Annotated in this window: 19 protein-coding genes and 1 tRNA gene; 15 read left to right on the top strand and 5 right to left on the bottom strand. The window is 35.5% G+C overall.

The annotated features are described in order from the left end of the window. Positions 1-81 precede the first annotated feature (81 nt). On the top strand, positions 82-741 hold the full coding sequence (locus KJA15_03235; GenBank protein MBZ9572317.1) for a threonylcarbamoyl-AMP synthase: 660 nt from the start codon (positions 82-84) through the stop codon (positions 739-741). Positions 742-790: 49 nt separating this feature from the next. On the opposite strand, the gene KJA15_03230 is transcribed toward KJA15_03235, so the two are convergent. From KJA15_03230 to dprA, 3 genes are all read right to left on the bottom strand, one after another. Further along, positions 791-873: transfer RNA gene (locus tag KJA15_03230), tRNA-Leu, on the bottom strand. A 25-nt stretch (positions 874-898) separates the two neighbouring features. Continuing rightward, positions 899-2,971: a type I DNA topoisomerase gene (gene topA / locus KJA15_03225; GenBank protein ID MBZ9572316.1), complete on the bottom strand. Its 2,073-nt coding sequence runs from the start codon at positions 2,969-2,971 to the stop codon at positions 899-901. Then, complete coding sequence (dprA, locus tag KJA15_03220) at positions 2,952-3,854, bottom strand: DNA-processing protein DprA (protein ID MBZ9572315.1); 903 nt, start codon at positions 3,852-3,854, stop codon at positions 2,952-2,954. Before dprA ends, topA begins: the two co-directional genes overlap by 20 nt. Before the next feature lie 239 nt (positions 3,855-4,093). On the opposite strand from dprA, the gene KJA15_03215 reads away from it, so the two are divergent. Then, entirely contained in the window at positions 4,094-4,279 is a 186-nt protein-coding gene (locus KJA15_03215; protein MBZ9572314.1) for a hypothetical protein, read from the top strand. Beyond that, complete coding sequence (locus tag KJA15_03210) at positions 4,249-4,563, top strand: CPBP family intramembrane metalloprotease (protein MBZ9572313.1); 315 nt, start codon at positions 4,249-4,251, stop codon at positions 4,561-4,563. Before KJA15_03215 ends, KJA15_03210 begins: the two co-directional genes overlap by 31 nt. Positions 4,564-4,589: 26 nt before the next feature. Here KJA15_03210 and KJA15_03205 read toward each other — a convergent pair whose 3' ends face one another. After that, a complete protein-coding gene (locus KJA15_03205) occupies positions 4,590-6,578 on the bottom strand; it encodes a DEAD/DEAH box helicase (GenBank protein ID MBZ9572312.1) in 1,989 nt (662 codons plus the stop codon). Positions 6,579-7,356: 778 nt separating this feature from the next. Here KJA15_03205 and KJA15_03200 point away from each other — a divergent pair. Continuing rightward, positions 7,357-7,581 (top strand): hypothetical protein, encoded by a 225-nt coding sequence (locus KJA15_03200; protein MBZ9572311.1) that lies wholly within the window; start codon positions 7,357-7,359, stop codon positions 7,579-7,581. A 76-nt stretch (positions 7,582-7,657) separates the two neighbouring features. Here the strand turns inward: KJA15_03200 and pth are convergent, their stop codons facing one another. Further along, positions 7,658-8,248, bottom strand: a complete 591-nt coding sequence (pth, locus tag KJA15_03195; protein MBZ9572310.1) for an aminoacyl-tRNA hydrolase — start codon at positions 8,246-8,248, stop codon at positions 7,658-7,660. A 68-nt stretch (positions 8,249-8,316) separates the two neighbouring features. Between pth and lepB the strand changes: the two genes are divergently transcribed. From lepB to KJA15_03140, 11 genes are all read left to right on the top strand, one after another. Continuing rightward, the gene (lepB, locus tag KJA15_03190; GenBank protein ID MBZ9572309.1) at positions 8,317-8,880 is read left to right on the top strand and encodes a signal peptidase I; all 564 of its coding nucleotides are present in this window, start codon (positions 8,317-8,319) and stop codon (positions 8,878-8,880) included. Positions 8,881-8,888: 8 nt separating this feature from the next. After that, a complete protein-coding gene (gene hisS / locus KJA15_03185; GenBank protein ID MBZ9572308.1) occupies positions 8,889-10,190 on the top strand; it encodes a histidine--tRNA ligase in 1,302 nt (433 codons plus the stop codon). A gap of 1 nt (position 10,191) precedes the next feature. Next, on the top strand, positions 10,192-10,542 hold the full coding sequence (locus KJA15_03180; GenBank protein MBZ9572307.1) for an HIT domain-containing protein: 351 nt from the start codon (positions 10,192-10,194) through the stop codon (positions 10,540-10,542). Positions 10,543-10,765: 223 nt separating this feature from the next. After that, entirely contained in the window at positions 10,766-10,987 is a 222-nt protein-coding gene (locus KJA15_03175) for a 30S ribosomal protein S21 (GenBank protein ID MBZ9572306.1), read from the top strand. 5 nt (positions 10,988-10,992) lie between these two features. Next, on the top strand, positions 10,993-11,562 hold the full coding sequence (locus tag KJA15_03170; protein MBZ9572305.1) for a GatB/YqeY domain-containing protein: 570 nt from the start codon (positions 10,993-10,995) through the stop codon (positions 11,560-11,562). Between the two features lie 40 nt (positions 11,563-11,602). Then, positions 11,603-11,758, top strand: coding sequence for a hypothetical protein (locus KJA15_03165; GenBank protein ID MBZ9572304.1), 156 nt, complete (start codon positions 11,603-11,605; stop codon positions 11,756-11,758). A 66-nt stretch (positions 11,759-11,824) separates the two neighbouring features. After that, on the top strand, positions 11,825-12,295 hold the full coding sequence (locus KJA15_03160) for a GreA/GreB family elongation factor (GenBank protein ID MBZ9572303.1): 471 nt from the start codon (positions 11,825-11,827) through the stop codon (positions 12,293-12,295). Between the two features lie 161 nt (positions 12,296-12,456). Further along, positions 12,457-12,897 carry an rRNA maturation RNase YbeY gene (gene ybeY, locus KJA15_03155; protein MBZ9572302.1) on the top strand — a complete coding sequence of 147 codons (441 nt, stop codon included), beginning with the start codon at positions 12,457-12,459 and terminating at the stop codon, positions 12,895-12,897. 41 nt (positions 12,898-12,938) lie between these two features. Then, positions 12,939-14,168: a cell division protein FtsA gene (gene ftsA, locus KJA15_03150; GenBank protein ID MBZ9572301.1), complete on the top strand. Its 1,230-nt coding sequence runs from the start codon at positions 12,939-12,941 to the stop codon at positions 14,166-14,168. After that, positions 14,165-15,097 carry a cell division protein FtsZ gene (gene ftsZ, locus KJA15_03145; protein MBZ9572300.1) on the top strand — a complete coding sequence of 311 codons (933 nt, stop codon included), beginning with the start codon at positions 14,165-14,167 and terminating at the stop codon, positions 15,095-15,097. Before ftsA ends, ftsZ begins: the two co-directional genes overlap by 4 nt. A gap of 197 nt (positions 15,098-15,294) precedes the next feature. After that, complete coding sequence (locus tag KJA15_03140; GenBank protein ID MBZ9572299.1) at positions 15,295-17,418, top strand: ribonucleoside triphosphate reductase; 2,124 nt, start codon at positions 15,295-15,297, stop codon at positions 17,416-17,418. Positions 17,419-17,420: the final 2 nt, after the last annotated feature.

Here is a 17,420-nt window from a genome sequence, read left to right as displayed (position 1 = left end):
CCTTGAATTCTTAGTAATACTTTGTGTTTTTCTTTCAGAAAAACACCTGTCGAAGTTGTCGTCCTGGGTTTAAAATAAAAAATGGAAATACTAAAAGTCTCTCCAAAGAATTCTAAAGCGGTAGCAAGAATAGTAATAAAATTGATTAAAGAGGGTAAGGTTTTAGTTTTTCCAACAGATACAGTTTATGGGTTATTAACTGATGCTAGAAATGAGAGGGCAGTAAAGAGAATTTTTGAAATTAAAAAACGGTCAAAGAGAAAACCAATTCCAATTTTTGTCAGAGATATAAAAATGGCAAAAAATTTGGCTTTTATTAATAAACCTCAAGAGAAATTTTTGCAAAAAATTTGGCCAGGAAAAGTTACCGCAGTTTTAAAACGTCGAGGAAATTGTGGCCTTCCGGCAACCCTTTTTGGCAGAATCCAAACAGTCGGTTTAAGAATTCCTAATTACAAATTACTCAATGATTTACTTGAGAAATTAAATTCTCCTTTAACTGGAACTTCAGCTAATATCTCAGGTCAACCTCCTTCAACCAAAATTAAGAAAGTAATAAATCAATTTAACCCCCCACCAAAGAATGTTGGGGGGCAACCTGATTTAATCTTAGACACTGGCAATTTAAACCCCTCTTTGCCTTCAACAGTAATTGATTTAACTAACAAGAAACCTAAAATTTTGAGAGAAGGAGCAGGGAAAATAAGAGTTAAAAAACTGATTAGATTAGAAAACCTCTAAATTTTTTAGATGAAAAACTGGCCTTGATTTTTAGCCAGTTTTTTCTTGATGCCGCGGGTGGGAGTTGAACCCACATGAGGTTGCCCTCATGCGATTTTGAGTCGCACGCGTAATCCATTCCGCCACCGCGGCTCAATTTTAATTTATCGAAAAATATTTATTTTGTCAATTTAAAATCGCAGTCTTTATTTGAACACTTTATTTGACCTCTTTTTGTTTTGACTAAAAGGGCTTTGCATTCCGGACATTTTTCACCGGTTGGTTTGTTCCATAAAGCAAAATCACATTCTGGCCATTTGTTACAGCCATAAAATATTTTTTTCTTTCTAGTCCGTTTTTCGATTATTTCCCCTTCCTTACATTTTGGACACTTAATTCCCAAAGTTTTTTCTTCAAGGGGTTCAGTATATTTGCACTTAGGGAACTTGGGGCAGGCATAGAATCTTCCAAATTTTCCAAGTCTTATTATCAATCGTGAGCCGCACTTAGGACAGATTTTTTCAGTTTTTTCAATTAAGTCTTTTTTTGAAACCTCTTTATCCTTTTGTTTTAGATTTTCTTCAAAAGGATTATAAAATTCTCTTAAGACCTTGACCCATTTTTCTTTTCCCCGGGCAATTTTATCTAAATTTTCTTCCATCCCAGCGGTGAAGCCAATATCGACAATTGTTGGAAAGTGCTTAACTAAAAGATCATTTACTACTGTTCCGATTTCAGTCGGTCTAAATTTCTTTTTTTCATTTTTTTCAATGTAATTTCTTTCTTGAATTGTAGATAGTATTGGGGCATAGGTTGAGGGGCGGCCAATTCCATTTTCTTCCAAAGCCTTAATTAAACTAGCTTCGGTATATCTTGGGGGAGGTTGGGTAAAATGCTGGGAAGGTATTAGTTTTTTAAGTTTCAAAATTTCACTAATCTCTAAAGGGGGAAGCTCGGCCTCCTCGATTCTCAGAGGATAAACCTTTAAAAAGCCGTCAAATTTTAGAATTTGACCTTTAGCCCGAAAAGTATAGTTTTTAGCTGAAATATCAACAGTTGTTGAATCAAAAATGGCCTGGCTCATTTGGCAGGCAATAAATCTTCGCCAGATAAGATCGTAAAGTTTAACCGTCGAAGCCTTGGTGAAGGCGGTCTCGTCCTCCTTCGTTAAAGCTACGGAGGACGGATCCTTGAAGGGATCCGTTGGTCTTATTGCTTCGTGAGCTTCTTGAACCCTGCCTTTGGATTTGTACTTTCTCAAAAATCCTGCCCAATAATTTTTGCCATAATTTTTGGTAATAAATTTTTTGGTAGCAAATAAAGATTGATCTGAAAGATTTAAGGAATCTGTTCGGTGATAAGTAATTAATCCTTTTTCATATAAGTTTTGGGCAATTCGCATTGTGAATTTAGCAGGAAATCTAAATCTTCGCCAGGCTTCTTGTTGCAAGGTAGAGGTGGTGAAAGGAGGCAGGGGATTTCTTTTTGTTTCTTTTTTCTCAACGTTTTTTACTTTATATAAAGCCCCTTTTAAGTCTTTAATAATTTTATCTGCCTCCTTTTTTGTTTTAATTCCTAATTTTGGAATAGTTTTTCCCGCTTTTTTAATTAAAACCGCTTCGAATTCATTTTCTTTTTTCTTTTTCCCCACCTCCTTTTTCTTAAGTAAAGCGACGATTGCCCAATATTCTTGAGGAACAAAATTTTCAATTTCGTTTTCCCTTTCCACCACCAATCTGACTGCTATCGATTGAACCCTTCCGGCTGATAATCCCCGAGCCACCTTTTTCCACAAAAAGGGGGATAATTTGTAGCCAACAACTCTATCCAAAACTCTTCTTGCCTGCTGGGCATTAACCAAATTCAGATCGATTTTTCTTGGATTTAAAAGAGCTTCTTTGATTGCTGATTTTGTAATCTCGTGAAAGACAATCCTTTGATAAGGATTTTTTCCATTCAAATTTAAAATCTGAATTAGATGCCAGGCGATAGCCTCTCCTTCTCTATCTTCATCTGTTGCTAAAATTATTAATTTAGCTTTTTTAGCCTCTTTTTTCAAAAATTGAATGGTTTTTTTTGCCTTGGGAATGATGATATATTTTGGTTTAAAATCACGCTCAGTATCCACACTAAGCTTATTCTTAGGCAAATCCCTAACATGACCATAACAAGAAAAAACCCTGTATTTTTGGCCTAAAAATTTTTGGATAGTTTTTGATTTAGTAGGAGATTCAACGAGAACTAATTGCATATATGTTTCCTCCTAAATTTCTTACTTTACCCTTTATTTCCAAAATAGCAAGGGTGCTTGCCACTGTAGCTGTTGATAATTTTGTTTTTTGAGTAATTTTATCTATATATAAAGACTCCTTTTTTAAAACTTCTAAAATTAGATTTTCTTCCGGGGTTTCACCTTTCAATTCTTCACCTTTTTTCTTTAAAGGTAAATTCAATTCTTTCAGAATATCGTTAGCTGATTCAACTAATTTCGCCCCCTTTTTGATTAAAAAATGACAACCTTTTGAATTTGAGGAATGAATTGGTCCGGGAATGGCAAAGATCTTTCTCCCTTGCATCATTGCCCAATTGGCCGTAATTAAAGCCCCACTTCTCTTTTTGGCCTCAACTACTAATATTCCTAAAGAAATTCCAGAAATTATTCGATTTCTTTGAGGGAAAGTGAACTCAGAACCATGAGTCCCTGGCGGGTACTCAGAAATTAAGGTTCCCCCTAGTTCTAAAATTTTTTTAACTAATTTTAAATTTGATTTGGGATAAATACTTTTTTCATCAAGGCCGGTACCCAAAATAGCAATTGTCCTTTTTCTTCTTTCTACCACTGCCTGATGGGCAAAGGTATCAATACCTGGAGCAAATCCAGAAACAATTGTCAATCCGGCTTCAGCTAAATCCCCAGCAATTTCCAAGGCAACCCGCTTTCCATAAATAGAACATCTCCTTGTTCCAACAATTGCAAAACAAGACTCATCTCGCTCTTCTGAGCGAGGTTCGCCCGAATGGGCGACAGCTTTCATCTCACCTAAATAATAGAGGATTTTTGGCGGGTCTTTAATTTCTTTAAGGAGTTTGGAATAATTTTTATCCTCAATTGAAATAGTTTTTATCTCTAGCATTGAAATAAGTTTACCCCGCTAGACAGACTTTGTCTAACGGGGTTTACCACCAAATTTCAAATTTACAAATTTTTAAAAACTTGACTTTTTATTTAAAAATATTATTTTAGAAATAGTATCTTTTAAAAACAGGAGAGAAAAAATTGGAAAGATTAAAAAAATGGTTGATTGGTTCAGTGAGTCTCTATATATCTTTAGGGATCTTCGACGTTCTTTTTAGAGGGTGCTCTTTAATCAAAATGGCAAGACTAACAGGAATAGGCGTAGCAGTGATGTTCGGGATGGATATTCTCGGTATAATCAGTGTAATTCTTAATAGAAATTTATTGAAATCAAAACCTTCGACTGCTGTCGAAAAAGGAGATCGCCTTGGTGAAATGCTAAAAAGTAAAGAATGGGCCTTAAAGCTATCACAGCAACATTAATGGAAGAACTACTATTCCGAGGGCCTCTATATATTATGGTGTTTCTGAGATTCCCTTGGCTAATTTTGATTCTTGCAACAATTGTCGATGGAGTACTCTTTGGATACACACATTTTCGTGAAACACTCTCTCTTCGTGACTTTTGTTTCAAGTTAGGAGTTGGAGTTTTTCTAAGCTGGTTAGTGATAGAAAGCGGCTCGCTTATTCCCTCAATTTCTTGTCATCTTTTTCCGAACCTAATTTGGATGACCCTGTTTCGCTGGGCTGATAAAAATAGCTCCTGAAAACGATAATAATTTTCAGGGGTTTTTTATTTTGATTTTAATTTTTCGATGGCTTCGCTTAACATTTGACAATAGAGATTCAGCCCTACCTGATTTATATTTCCAGATTGTTCTTTGCCCAGAATATTTCCTGCTCCTCGGATTTCCAAATCTTTTAAGGCAATCTTATATCCTGACCCCAAAGCCTCTGCCTCTTTTAAAGAAGTTAGCCTCATTTTCGCCCGATCTCTTAAATTTTGACCATAGAGAAAATAGGCAAAGGCCTGTTGATGAGACCTCCCAACTCTACCTCTTATTTGATAAGCCTCAGCTAAACCTAATCTCGTTCCATCAGCAACAATTAAAGTATTAACATTGGGAAAATCTAAACCATTTTCAATTATAGTTGTTGCTATTAAAACATCAATGATTTTATTTTGAAATTCAGTCATTACTTTCACTAAATCTTTTTCTTTTAACCTCCCATGGGCAATACCAATTTTTGCTTCAGGAACAAGTTTTTCCAAAAGATTTTTGACTGCCCTAATTGTTTCAATTCTATTGTGTAAATAATATACCTGACCTCCCCTTGAAATTTCCTTTTTTATTGCTTCTTTAATAGTTTTCTCTGACCATGGCAAAATAAAGGTTTTAACTGGTAACCTTCCAACCGGGGGAGTCTGAATTAGACTGATTGATTTTAGAGTGGATAAAGCTAAATATAAGGTTCTGGGAATAGGGGTGGCAGAAAGAGATAAGATATCTAAAGAAGCTCTCAGTTTTTTCAATTTTTCCTTTTGCAAAACTCCAAATCTCTGCTCGTCATCAATAATTAATAATCCAAGGTTTTTTCCGCCGTAGCCTTCGGCGGAGGTGGAAAATTCAACGTCTTTTGAAAGAAGCCTATGAGTACCAATTACAATATCAATCTTACCTTCTTTTAAACCTTTAATTACTTCTTTCTGTTCTTTCTTGGATTGCAGCCGAGACAGTGAGCCAATTTTAATCGGAAGATTTTTCAATCTTTTTTTGAAATTTTGAAAATGTTGGTTGGCTAAAATTGTGGTTGGACAAATCATTGCCACCTGATAGCCAGAATTTACTGCGGAAACAGCCGTTCTTAAAGCTACCTCAGTTTTTCCAAAACCAACATCACCACAGATTAATTTGTCCATTGGCTTTTCCTTTTCTAAATCTTTTTTTATTTCTTCAATTGCCTGAATTTGATCTGGAGTCTCAATATATTGGAAACCGGAGGCTAACTGGAAATCTATTTCATCAACTGGCAGATAAGGAGGCCGAGTGGCGATTTTTCTCTTAGCATAAATTTCCAGGAGCTCTTTAGCTAGTTTAATTGCCTCCTCTCTTACTTTTCTTTTTGTCCTTTGCCAGAGGGGGCTACCCAATCTTGAAATTTTTGGCTGCAAAAACCCAATATACCTAGAAAGTTTTCTCTCTAGGCCGAAGGGCACATATAATCTGTCACCAGCTGCATATTCAAGGAGATAATATTTTCTCTTATCATAAATTATTTTTTGTTTGTAAATTCCTATTCCGTGATCGAGATGGACTAAAAAATCACCTGGTTTTAAGTGGCTCAATTGAGAATAGATTTTTTGATATTTGAGTTTTCTTTTTAATCTTTTTTTAACCTCTTTTTCATCACTGATTTCAACTGGTAATTTTTCAATATTTTCAATTTGATTCCCATAGAAATCAATTCTTAAAGCGGAATTTAAATTTATAGGAAAAATATCGATTATTCCTCCTTGCTGGGAAAATTCTCCTGGTTCTGAAATTTTTTGGACTTTCTCATAGCCCATTTCATCCAATTTTCTTAAAAATTGAGAAAAATTATAAATTTGGTTTTTTTGAAAATACAAGGTATTGTCTTCAAAAAAAGACTGAGTTTTCTTGGCCTCTAAAATTTTTTTTAAATTTTTCTCAAACCAAAAATTTGGCTTATCAATAAAATAAGGCAAAATACTAACGATTAAAATTTTATCAATTTTATCTTGAATAAGAGTTTTTCCCATAATTTAATAAGCCAAATTTTCAGAAAAGGGGTCGGGAAAACTGGGCGAGGGGCCCGCTTGCGGGAGGGCGGCGGGCGAAGGTGGGGGCCCGTGTAGGAAAACAGGAAGCGAAGCGGCCGCCAGAAACCGAGAGGTGTCTGGGGAGCGGAGCGAAGCTCCGAAGGAGCGCTCGAGCTGAAGGCGAGAGGAAGCGGAGCGACAAATTATCCCTTTCCAAAAAGTAGGGGATAACACTGACAATCAGGGCCGAGTTTAGATTTTCTTCTTTTTTTCTTTTGGCATCTTGACCTACCTTGGCCTACTTTGACCTACTTACTATCAGATAAATTAAGCGTAGAACTTGACAAATTAATTTTAATAAACTATAATATAAAGTTGCAGAGAGTTTTTAAATTTTTGGGAAACAAAAATTCAGAAAGAGCGATGGGGAAACTGGGTATTTCCCCAGGGTGGAAAGATTAAAACCGCAAGGTTTTAAGGAGCGAGGCGAAGCAAAGCCGAAGGCTGAGCGCTCGAGCCGAAGGCGAGACTACAACCCTCCCGCCACCCTCCCGCAGGCGGGCCCCTCGAGAGCGGAGCGACCTTCCAGCCTATCTGCGAGTGGCTCCACCTATTAAAATTTTCTTAAAATTTTAATAGGTGAAAACTAGGTAATCCCTCCTTAAACCTAATGAGCCAAAAGTTCTATGGTTGTGAAGTAATCTTTATTAATCATAGTGCTCGCAGATAGACTGGAGGGCAAAACGCTCTCTTAAAATCGAAAAAGGAGTGATGGAAAATGCCTGAGGAAAAAAGATCAATACATAGAGTTGCAATTGAATTATTAAAAGAGGACCCTAAACGTCATTTAGAGACTTTGGCAGAATTATGCAGTAGAGCGGATGTTCCGAGAGAATGGAATTTAAGATTAAGACAAGCATTTTATGAAGCAGGAATAGTAGTGACTGAAGAAGCGAAGAAAAAAAGCCAAGAGGTTATAAATAATCTTAAACGAAATGCATAGGGGATCAAAATGCGATAAAACCTCCATTTCTCCCATTTTTTTGTCGAGTGAGAAAAATCTTACTCGACTTTTTTATTTACCCCGTCAGACGGGGTTTATTAAATTCATTCATTGCTTTTCCTACTCCTTCTTTCAAGGCTACTTCAATTGCTTCAACTGTTTTTTTAATAACTTTTCTTAAAATTCTTTCCTCTTTTTTATTAAATTTTTTAAGAACAAAACTCTCTAGGGTTTTAGGGGTTAGGGTATAGGGTTTAGGTTTTATTCCGATTCGGAAACGAACAAAATTTTTACTACCTAATTCGTCAATTATCGACTGAACTCCTTTATGGCCGGCTGAGCCTCGGCCAATTGAAATTTTAGTTTCTCCTAAGGGCAAATCGATGTCATCGTGCACTACAAAAAGATTTCTAGTTTTCAATTTTAAATTTTTAATTAAAAATTTTACTGCTTTTCCTGATTTATTCATGAAAGTCTGGGGTTTAACCAAAATAATTTTTTTCTTATTAAATTTACCCCTTGAAATTAGAGAATTAATTTTTTTTGAAAATTTAAAACTGGAAAATTTTTTTCTCATTCTAAATTTATCAACAATTCGAAAACCAAGACTATGTCGAGTCTTAGCGTATTTCTCCCCGGGGTTACCGAGGCCGATAATTAAAGTCATTCCTTAATTATATAAAAAGATTGCCAAAATAAAAAATTTTGCTATAATTAATGCTATAATTAAAAAATATGAAAAAGTTGAAAAATTTTCTTATTTTTCTTTGGGAAATTGTCAAAATTGTTATTATCGCCTTGTTAATCGTTGTTCCTATTCGTTATTTTTTATTTCAACCCTTTTTAGTTAAAGGACAATCAATGGAACCAAATTTTGAAAATGGCGATTACTTAATTATTGATGAAATTTCTTATCGATTTAGAACACCTGAAAGAGGAGAGGTGATAGTTTTTAAATCTCCTAATAGTCCCTCCCAGCGCTTTATCAAAAGAGTCATTGGGCTTCCCGGAGAGACGGTAGAGATAAAAGAGGGAAAGGTTAAAATATCGAAAAATGGTATAACCGAGATATTAGATGAATCGAGTTATCTTCCCAAATTTTTAAAAACTAAAGGAAATGCTCAAATTTCTTTAGCCAAAGGAGAATTCTTTGTTTTAGGGGATAATCGAGATGTTTCTTCTGATTCAAGGAGTTGGGGGGCCTTACCAAAGAAAAATATTGTTGGTCTAGTATTCTTTCGGGCCTGGCCATTTACTGCCTTGGCTAAGATTGAAACGCCAGTCTATGAAACCCCCTAAATTTAATTATGGAAAAAAATCCAAAAAAACCTAGAAAACCAAAATTTAAGGCTCCAACCGGAATGCATGACATTTTATTAACTGAGCAGAGATATTTTCGAAAGATTTATAGTGTAGTTGAAAATATTGCTAATTTCTATAGATTTGAAAAAATAGATACTCCAATTCTTGAAGAGAGAGAACTTTTTTCAAAAGGAGTAGGCATCTCCACTGATATTGTCCAGAAGCAAATGTATACTTTGAGAACTAGAGGGGGAGACTATTTGGCTTTGAGACCAGAAGGAACAGCCCCGGTAGTCCGAGCCTATATTGAACAGGGAATGCAAAATCTTCCCCAACCAGTGAAGCTCTGGTATTTTGGTCCCTTTTTTCGCTATGAAAAACCACAAGCTGGGAGGCTTCGGCAGTTTCATTCATTTGGCTTTGAGGTTTTGGGTGAAGAAAATCCAGTAATTGATGCCCAGATTATTCAAATTTTCTATAATATTTTAAAAAATCTTAAATTCAAAAATTTAATAGTTGAAGTAAATAGTATTGGAGATTCTCAATGTCGACCTTATTATAAAAAACTTTTGGTAAGCTATCTGAGATCAAGAGAAGTCAGTTTATGTTCTAACTGCCGACGCCGTCTCAGGGAGAGTCCTCTGAGAATTTTAGATTGTAAGGAAGAAAAGTGTCAGCCAATTAAATCTCAAGCCCCTCAAATAATCGATCATCTCTGTAATGAATGCCATTCCCATTTTAGAGAAGTTTTGGAGTTTTTAGATGAGTTGGGATTACCTTATCAATTAAACCCTTATTTAGTTCGAGGCCTTGATTATTATACTAAAACTGTTTTTGAAATTTCTGAAAATAGTGAAGAAGGCAGAATCCAAGGAGCATTAATTGGGGGTGGGAGATATGATGCTTTAGTTAAGATTTTGGGCGGAAAGGAGGCTCCTGCCTGTGGGGGAGCGGCTGGAGTTGAAAGAATTATAAATTTAATGAAGATAAAAAAGACGAAACTTCCTTTATCTTCTAAACCTAAAATCTTTTTGGCCCAATTAGGCCTTTTAGCCAAAAGAAAGAGTTTAAAGATTTTTGAAGATTTTAGAAAGGCTAAAGTTGAAGTTACTGAATCTTTTGGTAGAGATTCTTTAAAAGCCCAACTATCCAGGGCTGATAAAATGGGAGTAAAATACACTTTGATTCTTGGCCAAAAAGAGGCTCTGGAAGGAACAATTATTATAAGAACAATGGAAACAGGTAGGCAAGAATTAGTAAAATTAGAAAAAGTGGTGGAAAAAATGAAAAAGAAACTCAAAAAGTAGTATGGAGTGTCTTTTTTGTAAAATTATTAATAAAAAAGTACCGTCTGAGATTCTCTATGAAAATGAGAAAGTTATAGCCCTTAAAGACATTCATCCAAAGGCTCCTTTTCATCTTTTGATTTTGCCAAAAAAACATATTCCTTCAGTAGATCACTTGAAATTTGGAGATAAAGAATTAATTGGAGAAATTTTTTTAGTTGCTCGAAAAATAGCCAAGGAGAAAAATTTAGATGGATATAAATTAATAATTAATGTTGGCAAAAAAGGGGGACAATTAATAGATCATCTTCATTTACACTTACTAGCTGGATGGAAAACTGCTAAAGAGAGGGATATCCCAGGAATGCCATAAAATAATATAACAACCCAAATCGGAGAGGGGTCGGTCAAGACGCGAGGCTTCTCCGCGAAACCTGCGAAGCGGGTTGAGTCGGAAAGCCCCGTCTGGAGAACCTTCCGGTTTCCCCGTGTAGGAAAATATTAAAAACCGAAGGGACGCGAGAGTTCTTAGCTCTGCGGAAACTCCCGTCCCAGGGTTTTTAAAAAGCGGAACGACTTCGCTTTGCATCACCACTATGCCTTTAGAAGCAAGAAAAAAAAAGAGAGAAACTTCTATCAGTTTAATTCGCCGCTTTTCGAGAAGAGTGAAAAAAAGCGGGATTTTGCGTCAGGCAAGAAAAGTAAGATTTAAGAAAAGGGAAAAATCTGAGCAGGCTAAAAAAAGAGCAGCCTTAAGAAAAGAGGAATTAAAAAAAGAATATAAAAGATTAAAAAAGCTGGGTAAATTAAAAAAGTAAACTGTATGAATTTGAGAGAAAAAATTCAAATTGATTTAAAAAAGACTCTAAAAGAGAAAAGAAATATAACGGTTGGGACATTGAGAATGTTAAATGCGGCGATAATTAATAGAGAAAAAGAAAAGAGATATAAGCTGACAAAAGAAGAAAAAGAATTAACTGAAGAAGAATTGATTGAAGAAAGCAAATTAACCAATGAGGAGATAATTGAGGTGATTTCTTCTGAAATCAAAAAAAGAAAAGAAGCGATTTTTGAATTTGAAAAAGGAAAAAGGTCAGATTTGGTAGAGAAAGAAAAAAAAGAGATTGGGGTTTTGCAAAAATATTTACCAGAACAACTATCAGAGAAAGAGATTAAAAATATGGCAGGGAAGATTATTGCCGCCCTACAGGCGAGCCTCTCGCCTCGCTCAACGCAAGGCGAAGCGGGCGCTCCTTCGGAGCGGGAAAAAGTTGGCATTAGAGATATGGGAAAAGTGATGGGAGTTTTAATGCCAAAGATTAAAGGAAGAGCAGAGGGAAGCAAAGTTTCTAAAATTGTTAAAGAATTGTTAGAAAAATGGAAAGAGACTTGACAAGAGTTTTTGGTAAGTTATTATTAACTTAGAGGAAGAATTGAATAAAGAATTTTGGAAAATGATAAAGAAAATAAAGAAAATCGATCTTCTAAACTATTTAACCAGCTGGATCTCAGGTGGGAGGATTTTTTCCATTACCACTACAAAAAAAGAATTGGCTGGGAGGTTTAGTAGTAAAAAAAGAAGAGATTAAAGATTAAAAAAATATTAGCAAACCACTGAACCTCCCGACCCGGGAGGTTCTTGCCTTAAATAGAATATGGAAGAAAAAAATTTCTATCTAACTAAAGAGGGATTGAAAAAATTAGAAAAAGAATATCGAGACTTGAAAAAACTTAGACTTTTAAAAATTAAAGGGGAATCTCCGAAATTTTTAAAATCTGAGGATTTTAACCCTGAATATTTTTCTTTTTGGGAAAATTTAAGTTTTTTAGAGTCCAGAATAGTTGAATTAGAAAACATTTTCAAAAATTTTAAGTTAATTAAAACTCCTCCAAAAGGAAAGCAAGGCGTTGTTAATTTAGGGGCAACGGTTTTAGTTGAAGTAGATGGCCGGACCGATAAATTCAAAATTGTTGGCCCCCTAGAAGCCAATCCTTCTCTTGGAAAAATTAGCAATGAGTCTCCAGTTGGTAGGACACTTTTGGGTCATAGAGTGGGGGAGGAGGTTATTGTTTCTTCACCAATAAAGATAGTTTATAAAATTAAAAAAATAACATACCTTTCTTAAAACGAATTGAAGTTTTTTAAAGATTTCGTTACTAAAAACCAGGCTTTAGCCTGGTTTTTAGTTTTTTGTCGGTTTAATATTAAATCATTTCAAAATAAGCCCAAAAAGCAGAAAAGAATTTACCAATCCTGAAAAATGTGCTAAATTAAATAAATTGAGACATGATTGAGATTAATAATTTAACTTTAACTCCGATTAACAAAAATTTTTTAAAGAAAGTCACCAAAAAAGTTTTAGAAACTGAAGGTCAGAAAAATTATTATTTATCGATTGCCTTAGTTGGTCAGGGAAGAATAAAAAAAATAAATCAGGAATATCGAGGGGAAAATCGAACAACAGATGTCCTATCTTTTCCTGAGAAAAAATTAAAAAAGAAATTCATTCAACCAATTGCAAATCCGTTAGGAGAGATAATTATTTGTCTTAAAGAAGTTAAAAAAAATGCTAAAAGATTTGGCTCAAATTTTAAAAAGGAATTATCTACCTGTTTAATCCATGGAATTTTACATCTTTTAGGGTATAATCATGAAAAGAGTAAAAAAGAAGCTGAGAAAACGGAAAAGAAGCAAAAGTACTATCTTAAACTTTTGAAAATTTATTAAATTTTAATTTAATTGAGCCACGCCTGACGCGGCGAAGGAATATGCCAAAGACATATCTTCTAACTGGCTTAGATATTGGGACAGGAAAAATAAAAACCTTAGTTGCCCAAAAGAAATCTGGAGAAGAAAATCTTGAGGTTTTAGGAAAGGCCGAGGAAATTTCGGCTGGAGTTAGAAAAGGAGTGGTGATTGGTATTGAAAAGGTGGCGAGAATTATCCCTTTGGTTTTTAAAAAAGTTGAGGAGATTTCTAATAAAAAAATAAATTCAGTCTATGCCAATATTGGGGGAAGCCATATTTCTCTTACTTCTTCCCATGGTCTTGTTTCTGTCTCTCGGGCTGATCAAAAAATTTCCCAAGAGGACATTGAAAGAGTAATTCAAGCTGCCCAGACCCTTTCCTTGCCTTCGAATCGAGAAATTTTAGACGTTTTTCCTAAAGGATTTATTATTAATGGAGAAAAAGGAATAAAAGAACCTTTGGGAATGGAAGGGGTAAGACTGGAGACCGAGGTTTTAGTTCTTTGTGGCTTCTCTCCTTATCTAAAAAATTTAACCAAGGCAGTTTTAAATTCTGGTTTTCAAATCGATGATTTAGTTTTGTCTCCCTTAGCTAGCGCCAGAGCAGTCCTGACTTCTCGAGAAAAAGAATTAGGGGTGGCTCTTTTGGATATTGGAGCGGGAACAACTGGGCTGGCTGTATTTGAAGAAGGAGATTTAATTCATACCACCATTCTTCCAATTGGATCTGCTCATATTACCAATGATATTGCTATTGGTTTAAAAACCGATATCGATACAGCCGAAGGAATAAAGTTAGAATTTGGCTCCTGTCTTTTAAAAAAAACTACTAAAAAAACCTTTCCTCGGAGAAAAGAAAAGATTGAAGTAATATCAGAAAAGGAGCCGTTAATCTTTTCCAAAAAAATGCTTGTAGGAATTATTGAAGCTAGAGTTTCTGAAATTTTTGGAGAAATTAACAAAGAATTAAAGAAAATTGCTCGTAAAGAACTTCTTCCCGGAGGGGTGGTTTTAACCGGTGGAGGGGCGAAATTGCCAAAAATTGTTGATTTGGCCAAAAAAGAATTAAAATTACCTGCTCGGATTGGGACACCCCAGGGATTTTTTCCTTCCCAAGAGGACCCCGCATTATCTGTTGTCTGTGGTTTAGTTCTTCTGGGAGCTGATCTGGAAAGCGAAGGGCCTTCTTTTAGTTTCGGAAAAGGTATCATTTCTAAATTAAAGAAAATATTTAAAATTTTTATACCATGAAAAAAAGTCTTACAAAAATAAAAGTTATAGGGGTAGGTGGCTCAGGCTCAAATGCCATATCCCGAATGATGAAGTGTAAAATTCGGGGAGTAGATTTAATTGCTATAAATACTGATGCCCAGGATCTTAGAAAAACTCGAGCCCACTTTAAACTTCGAATTGGTAAAGATTTGACCAGAGGGCTAGGTGCAGGGATGAATCCAGAGATTGGTAGAGCGGCGGCTGAGGAACAAAAAGAGGAGATTTCTAAAATTTTAAAAGATTCAGACATGGTTTTTGTTACCGGGGGTCTGGGCGGTGGAACTTGTACAGGCGCTTCCCCGATTGTTGCCAAAATAGCAAAGGATCTTGGAGCCTTGACAGTGGCCATAGTGACCAAACCATTTTCTTTTGAAGGGAAAGTGAGACAGAAGATTGCCGAGCAAGGAGTTCTGATACTAAAAGAAAAAGTCGATAGCTTAATTTCCATTTCTAATGATAAACTACTTTCAATTTTAGACCCCGAAATACCTCTAGTCTCAGCTTTTTGGACTTGCGATGAGATTTTAAGACAAGCTGTTCAGGCAATTTCTGATTTAATTTTACTTCCCGGAATTATTAATGTTGATTTCGCCGATGTTAAAGAAATCATGGAAAATTCTGGCTCCGCCCTCTTCGGAATAGGAAGGGCTCGGGGGAAAAAACGGGCTCAAGAGGCAGTTTTGAGAGCCATTAATTCTCCTTTACTTGATAAATCTTGTAAAGGAGCAAAGGGAATTTTATTTAATGTCTCAGGGGGTCGAGATATTAGCCTTTCTGAGATAGACGAAGTGGCCAAGATCATTACCCAGGAAATTTCCCCTGGGGCTAAAGTAATTTTTGGAGCAGTTCAGAATGAAAAACTAAGAAAAGGAGAAGTAAAAGTAACAGTTATTGCTACTGGGTTCTAAAAAATACCCAGTTATCCGACTGGGCATCGGGTCATTCGACCCGATGAGTTTTCCACAGATTTTAGCCTTAGCTTTTGATTGACGAGCTTTTTTTATTAGCATAAAATGAAATAATCTTTTAAAACAAAGATTTTTTATCATATAAATGTACTGAAAAATAAGAACCTTGCCTCTAGCAAGAACCTTGATTTCTCACCATGTTCGGAAATAAGATTACAAAAGTTCAAAGGAGGGATGGGACAACTGTTGATTTTAATGAGACACGGATTATTGATGTCCTTTTCAAGGCTTTAACGGCTACCGGTAAAGGCGATGGAAAAAGAGCAAAAAAACTTTCCAATAAAGTAGTTAAAATTTTAAATCGGAGATTTAAAAAAGAGGAAATTCCTCATGTTGAGCAAATCCAGGATATTGTTGAAGAGGTTTTAATTTTAGAAGGCCTGGTAGAAACTGCCAAGGCCTTTATTTTATATCGAGAGCAAAGAAGAAGGATAAGAGAGGCAGTGACGATAACTGAGGAGACAGTAGAAAGACTCGATCAATATATTGGGGAAATAGATTGGCAGGTTCATGAAAACGCTAATATGGCCTATTCTTTGCAAGGCCTGAATCATTATGGGGTTTCGATGATTATTAAAAAATATTGGCTAAACAAAATTTATCCAGAAGAAATCAGGAAGGCATTAGAGTCGGGCGATTTTCATATTCATAACTTAGATACTTTGGCAACCTACTGCAACGGTTGGGATCTTTATGATTTATTATTAAAAGGTTTTAGTGGAGTACCAACTAAAGTAGAAGCAAGGCCTCCCAAACATTTTGGAACAGCCTTAGGGCAGCTGGTAAATTTCTTTTATACTTTACAAGGCGAATCAGCAGGTGCCCAAGCTGTAAGTGAATTCTCTACATTGCTTGCTCCTTTTATCCGATATGATAGATTAAACTACCGTCAGGTGAAGCAAAAGCTTCAGGAGTTTTTATATAACTGTGCCATTCCCACCCGGGTGGGTTTTCAATGTCCTTTTACTAATATAACTGTTGACGTTAAGCCTTCAGCAAATTTTGCTAAACAGCCGGTCATTATTGGTGGAAAACCTCAGGAAGAAACTTACGGTGAATTTCAAGAAGAAATAGATATGCTAAATCAGGCCCTTTACGAATGTATGATGGAGGGTGATGCTAAGGGAAGACCCTTCCATTTCCCAATTCCAACTGTCAATATCACCAGAGATTTCGATTGGGATAATCCGGCCTTGGATTCTCTTTTTGAAGCCTCGGCGAAATATGGAATAAATTATTTCGCAAATTATATTAATTCTGAAATGAAACCAGAGGACACTCGCTCAATGTGTTGCCGACTTCGTCTCGACAAACGTGAACTTTATAACCGGGGCGGAGGAGGACTATTTGGAAGTGGGGCTTTAACCGGCAGTATTGGGGTAGTGACTATTAATCTTTCTAGAATAGGTTATTTATCCAAGACCAAAAAGGAATTTTTTGAGAGATTAACAAAAATTATGGATTTAGCCAAAGAAAGTTTGGAAATCAAAAGAAAGACCTTGGAAAACTTTATGGAAAAAGGTCTTTATCCTTACTCCCGTTATTACCTGCAATCTACTAAAAAAATGAGGAATCAATATTATGGAAACCACTTTTCAACTATCGGCTTAGTTGGAATGAATGAGGCTCTTTTGAATTTTATTGGGGAAAATACTGGTTCTCGCCGAGGAAGAAGATTTGCAATTGAAGTTTTAGATTTTATGAGAAAAAGACTGGTTAAATATCAAAAAGAAACTGAAAATTTATATAACTTAGAGGCTACTCCGGCAGAATCAACTGCCTATCGTTTAGCCTTAAAAGATAAAGAAAAATATCCAGATATAATTACTGCTGGAGTAAAAAAAACTCCATATTATACTAATAGTTCCCAGTTACCAGTTAACTACACCAATGACATTTTCGAGGCTTTGAAACTTCAAAATGAATTACAATGTAAGTACAGTGGGGGCACGGTTTTACACCTCTTTTTGGGTGAAAGGGTCTCTGACATTCAAACGGTTAAAAACTTGATTAAAAAAATATTTGAAAAATTTCAATTACCCTATATTACTTTAACTCCTACTTTTTCCATTTGTCCTGTCCATGGCTATTTAGAAGGAGAGAAATTTTTCTGTCCAAGGTGTACAATTAAGCAACCCTGTGAGGTTTATTCAAGAGTCGTTGGTTATTTAAGGCCAGTCCAGCAATGGAACCTTGGCAAAAAACAAGAATTTAAACAAAGAAAGAAATTTAAATTATCAAAAGCAGTAGTAGTAAAATAATT

This window comes from Patescibacteria group bacterium (assembly GCA_020148145.1).
Taxonomy (GTDB): domain Bacteria; phylum Patescibacteriota; class Minisyncoccia; order Minisyncoccales; family JAHCRE01; genus JAHCRE01.
The sequence above is the reverse complement of the archived record's forward strand: the minus strand, read 5'-3'. Positions and strand labels throughout refer to the sequence as shown.

Excerpts from the sequence above, each read along its gene's own strand:
- KJA15_03235 (MBZ9572317.1), top strand. The coding sequence starts at position 82 with ATGGAAATACTAAAAGTCTCTCCAAAGAATTCTAAAGCGGTAGCAAGA.
- topA (MBZ9572316.1), bottom strand. The coding sequence starts at position 2,971 with ATGCAATTAGTTCTCGTTGAATCTCCTACTAAATCAAAAACTATCCAA.
- dprA (MBZ9572315.1), bottom strand. The coding sequence starts at position 3,854 with ATGCTAGAGATAAAAACTATTTCAATTGAGGATAAAAATTATTCCAAA.
- KJA15_03215 (MBZ9572314.1), top strand. The coding sequence starts at position 4,094 with ATGGCAAGACTAACAGGAATAGGCGTAGCAGTGATGTTCGGGATGGAT.
- KJA15_03210 (MBZ9572313.1), top strand. The coding sequence starts at position 4,249 with ATGGGCCTTAAAGCTATCACAGCAACATTAATGGAAGAACTACTATTC.
- KJA15_03205 (MBZ9572312.1), bottom strand. The coding sequence starts at position 6,578 with ATGGGAAAAACTCTTATTCAAGATAAAATTGATAAAATTTTAATCGTT.
- KJA15_03200 (MBZ9572311.1), top strand. The coding sequence starts at position 7,357 with ATGCCTGAGGAAAAAAGATCAATACATAGAGTTGCAATTGAATTATTA.
- pth (MBZ9572310.1), bottom strand. The coding sequence starts at position 8,248 with ATGACTTTAATTATCGGCCTCGGTAACCCCGGGGAGAAATACGCTAAG.
- lepB (MBZ9572309.1), top strand. The coding sequence starts at position 8,317 with ATGAAAAAGTTGAAAAATTTTCTTATTTTTCTTTGGGAAATTGTCAAA.
- hisS (MBZ9572308.1), top strand. The coding sequence starts at position 8,889 with ATGGAAAAAAATCCAAAAAAACCTAGAAAACCAAAATTTAAGGCTCCA.
- KJA15_03180 (MBZ9572307.1), top strand. The coding sequence starts at position 10,192 with ATGGAGTGTCTTTTTTGTAAAATTATTAATAAAAAAGTACCGTCTGAG.
- KJA15_03175 (MBZ9572306.1), top strand. The coding sequence starts at position 10,766 with ATGCCTTTAGAAGCAAGAAAAAAAAAGAGAGAAACTTCTATCAGTTTA.
- KJA15_03170 (MBZ9572305.1), top strand. The coding sequence starts at position 10,993 with ATGAATTTGAGAGAAAAAATTCAAATTGATTTAAAAAAGACTCTAAAA.
- KJA15_03160 (MBZ9572303.1), top strand. The coding sequence starts at position 11,825 with ATGGAAGAAAAAAATTTCTATCTAACTAAAGAGGGATTGAAAAAATTA.
- ybeY (MBZ9572302.1), top strand. The coding sequence starts at position 12,457 with ATGATTGAGATTAATAATTTAACTTTAACTCCGATTAACAAAAATTTT.
- ftsA (MBZ9572301.1), top strand. The coding sequence starts at position 12,939 with ATGCCAAAGACATATCTTCTAACTGGCTTAGATATTGGGACAGGAAAA.
- ftsZ (MBZ9572300.1), top strand. The coding sequence starts at position 14,165 with ATGAAAAAAAGTCTTACAAAAATAAAAGTTATAGGGGTAGGTGGCTCA.
- KJA15_03140 (MBZ9572299.1), top strand. The coding sequence starts at position 15,295 with ATGTTCGGAAATAAGATTACAAAAGTTCAAAGGAGGGATGGGACAACT.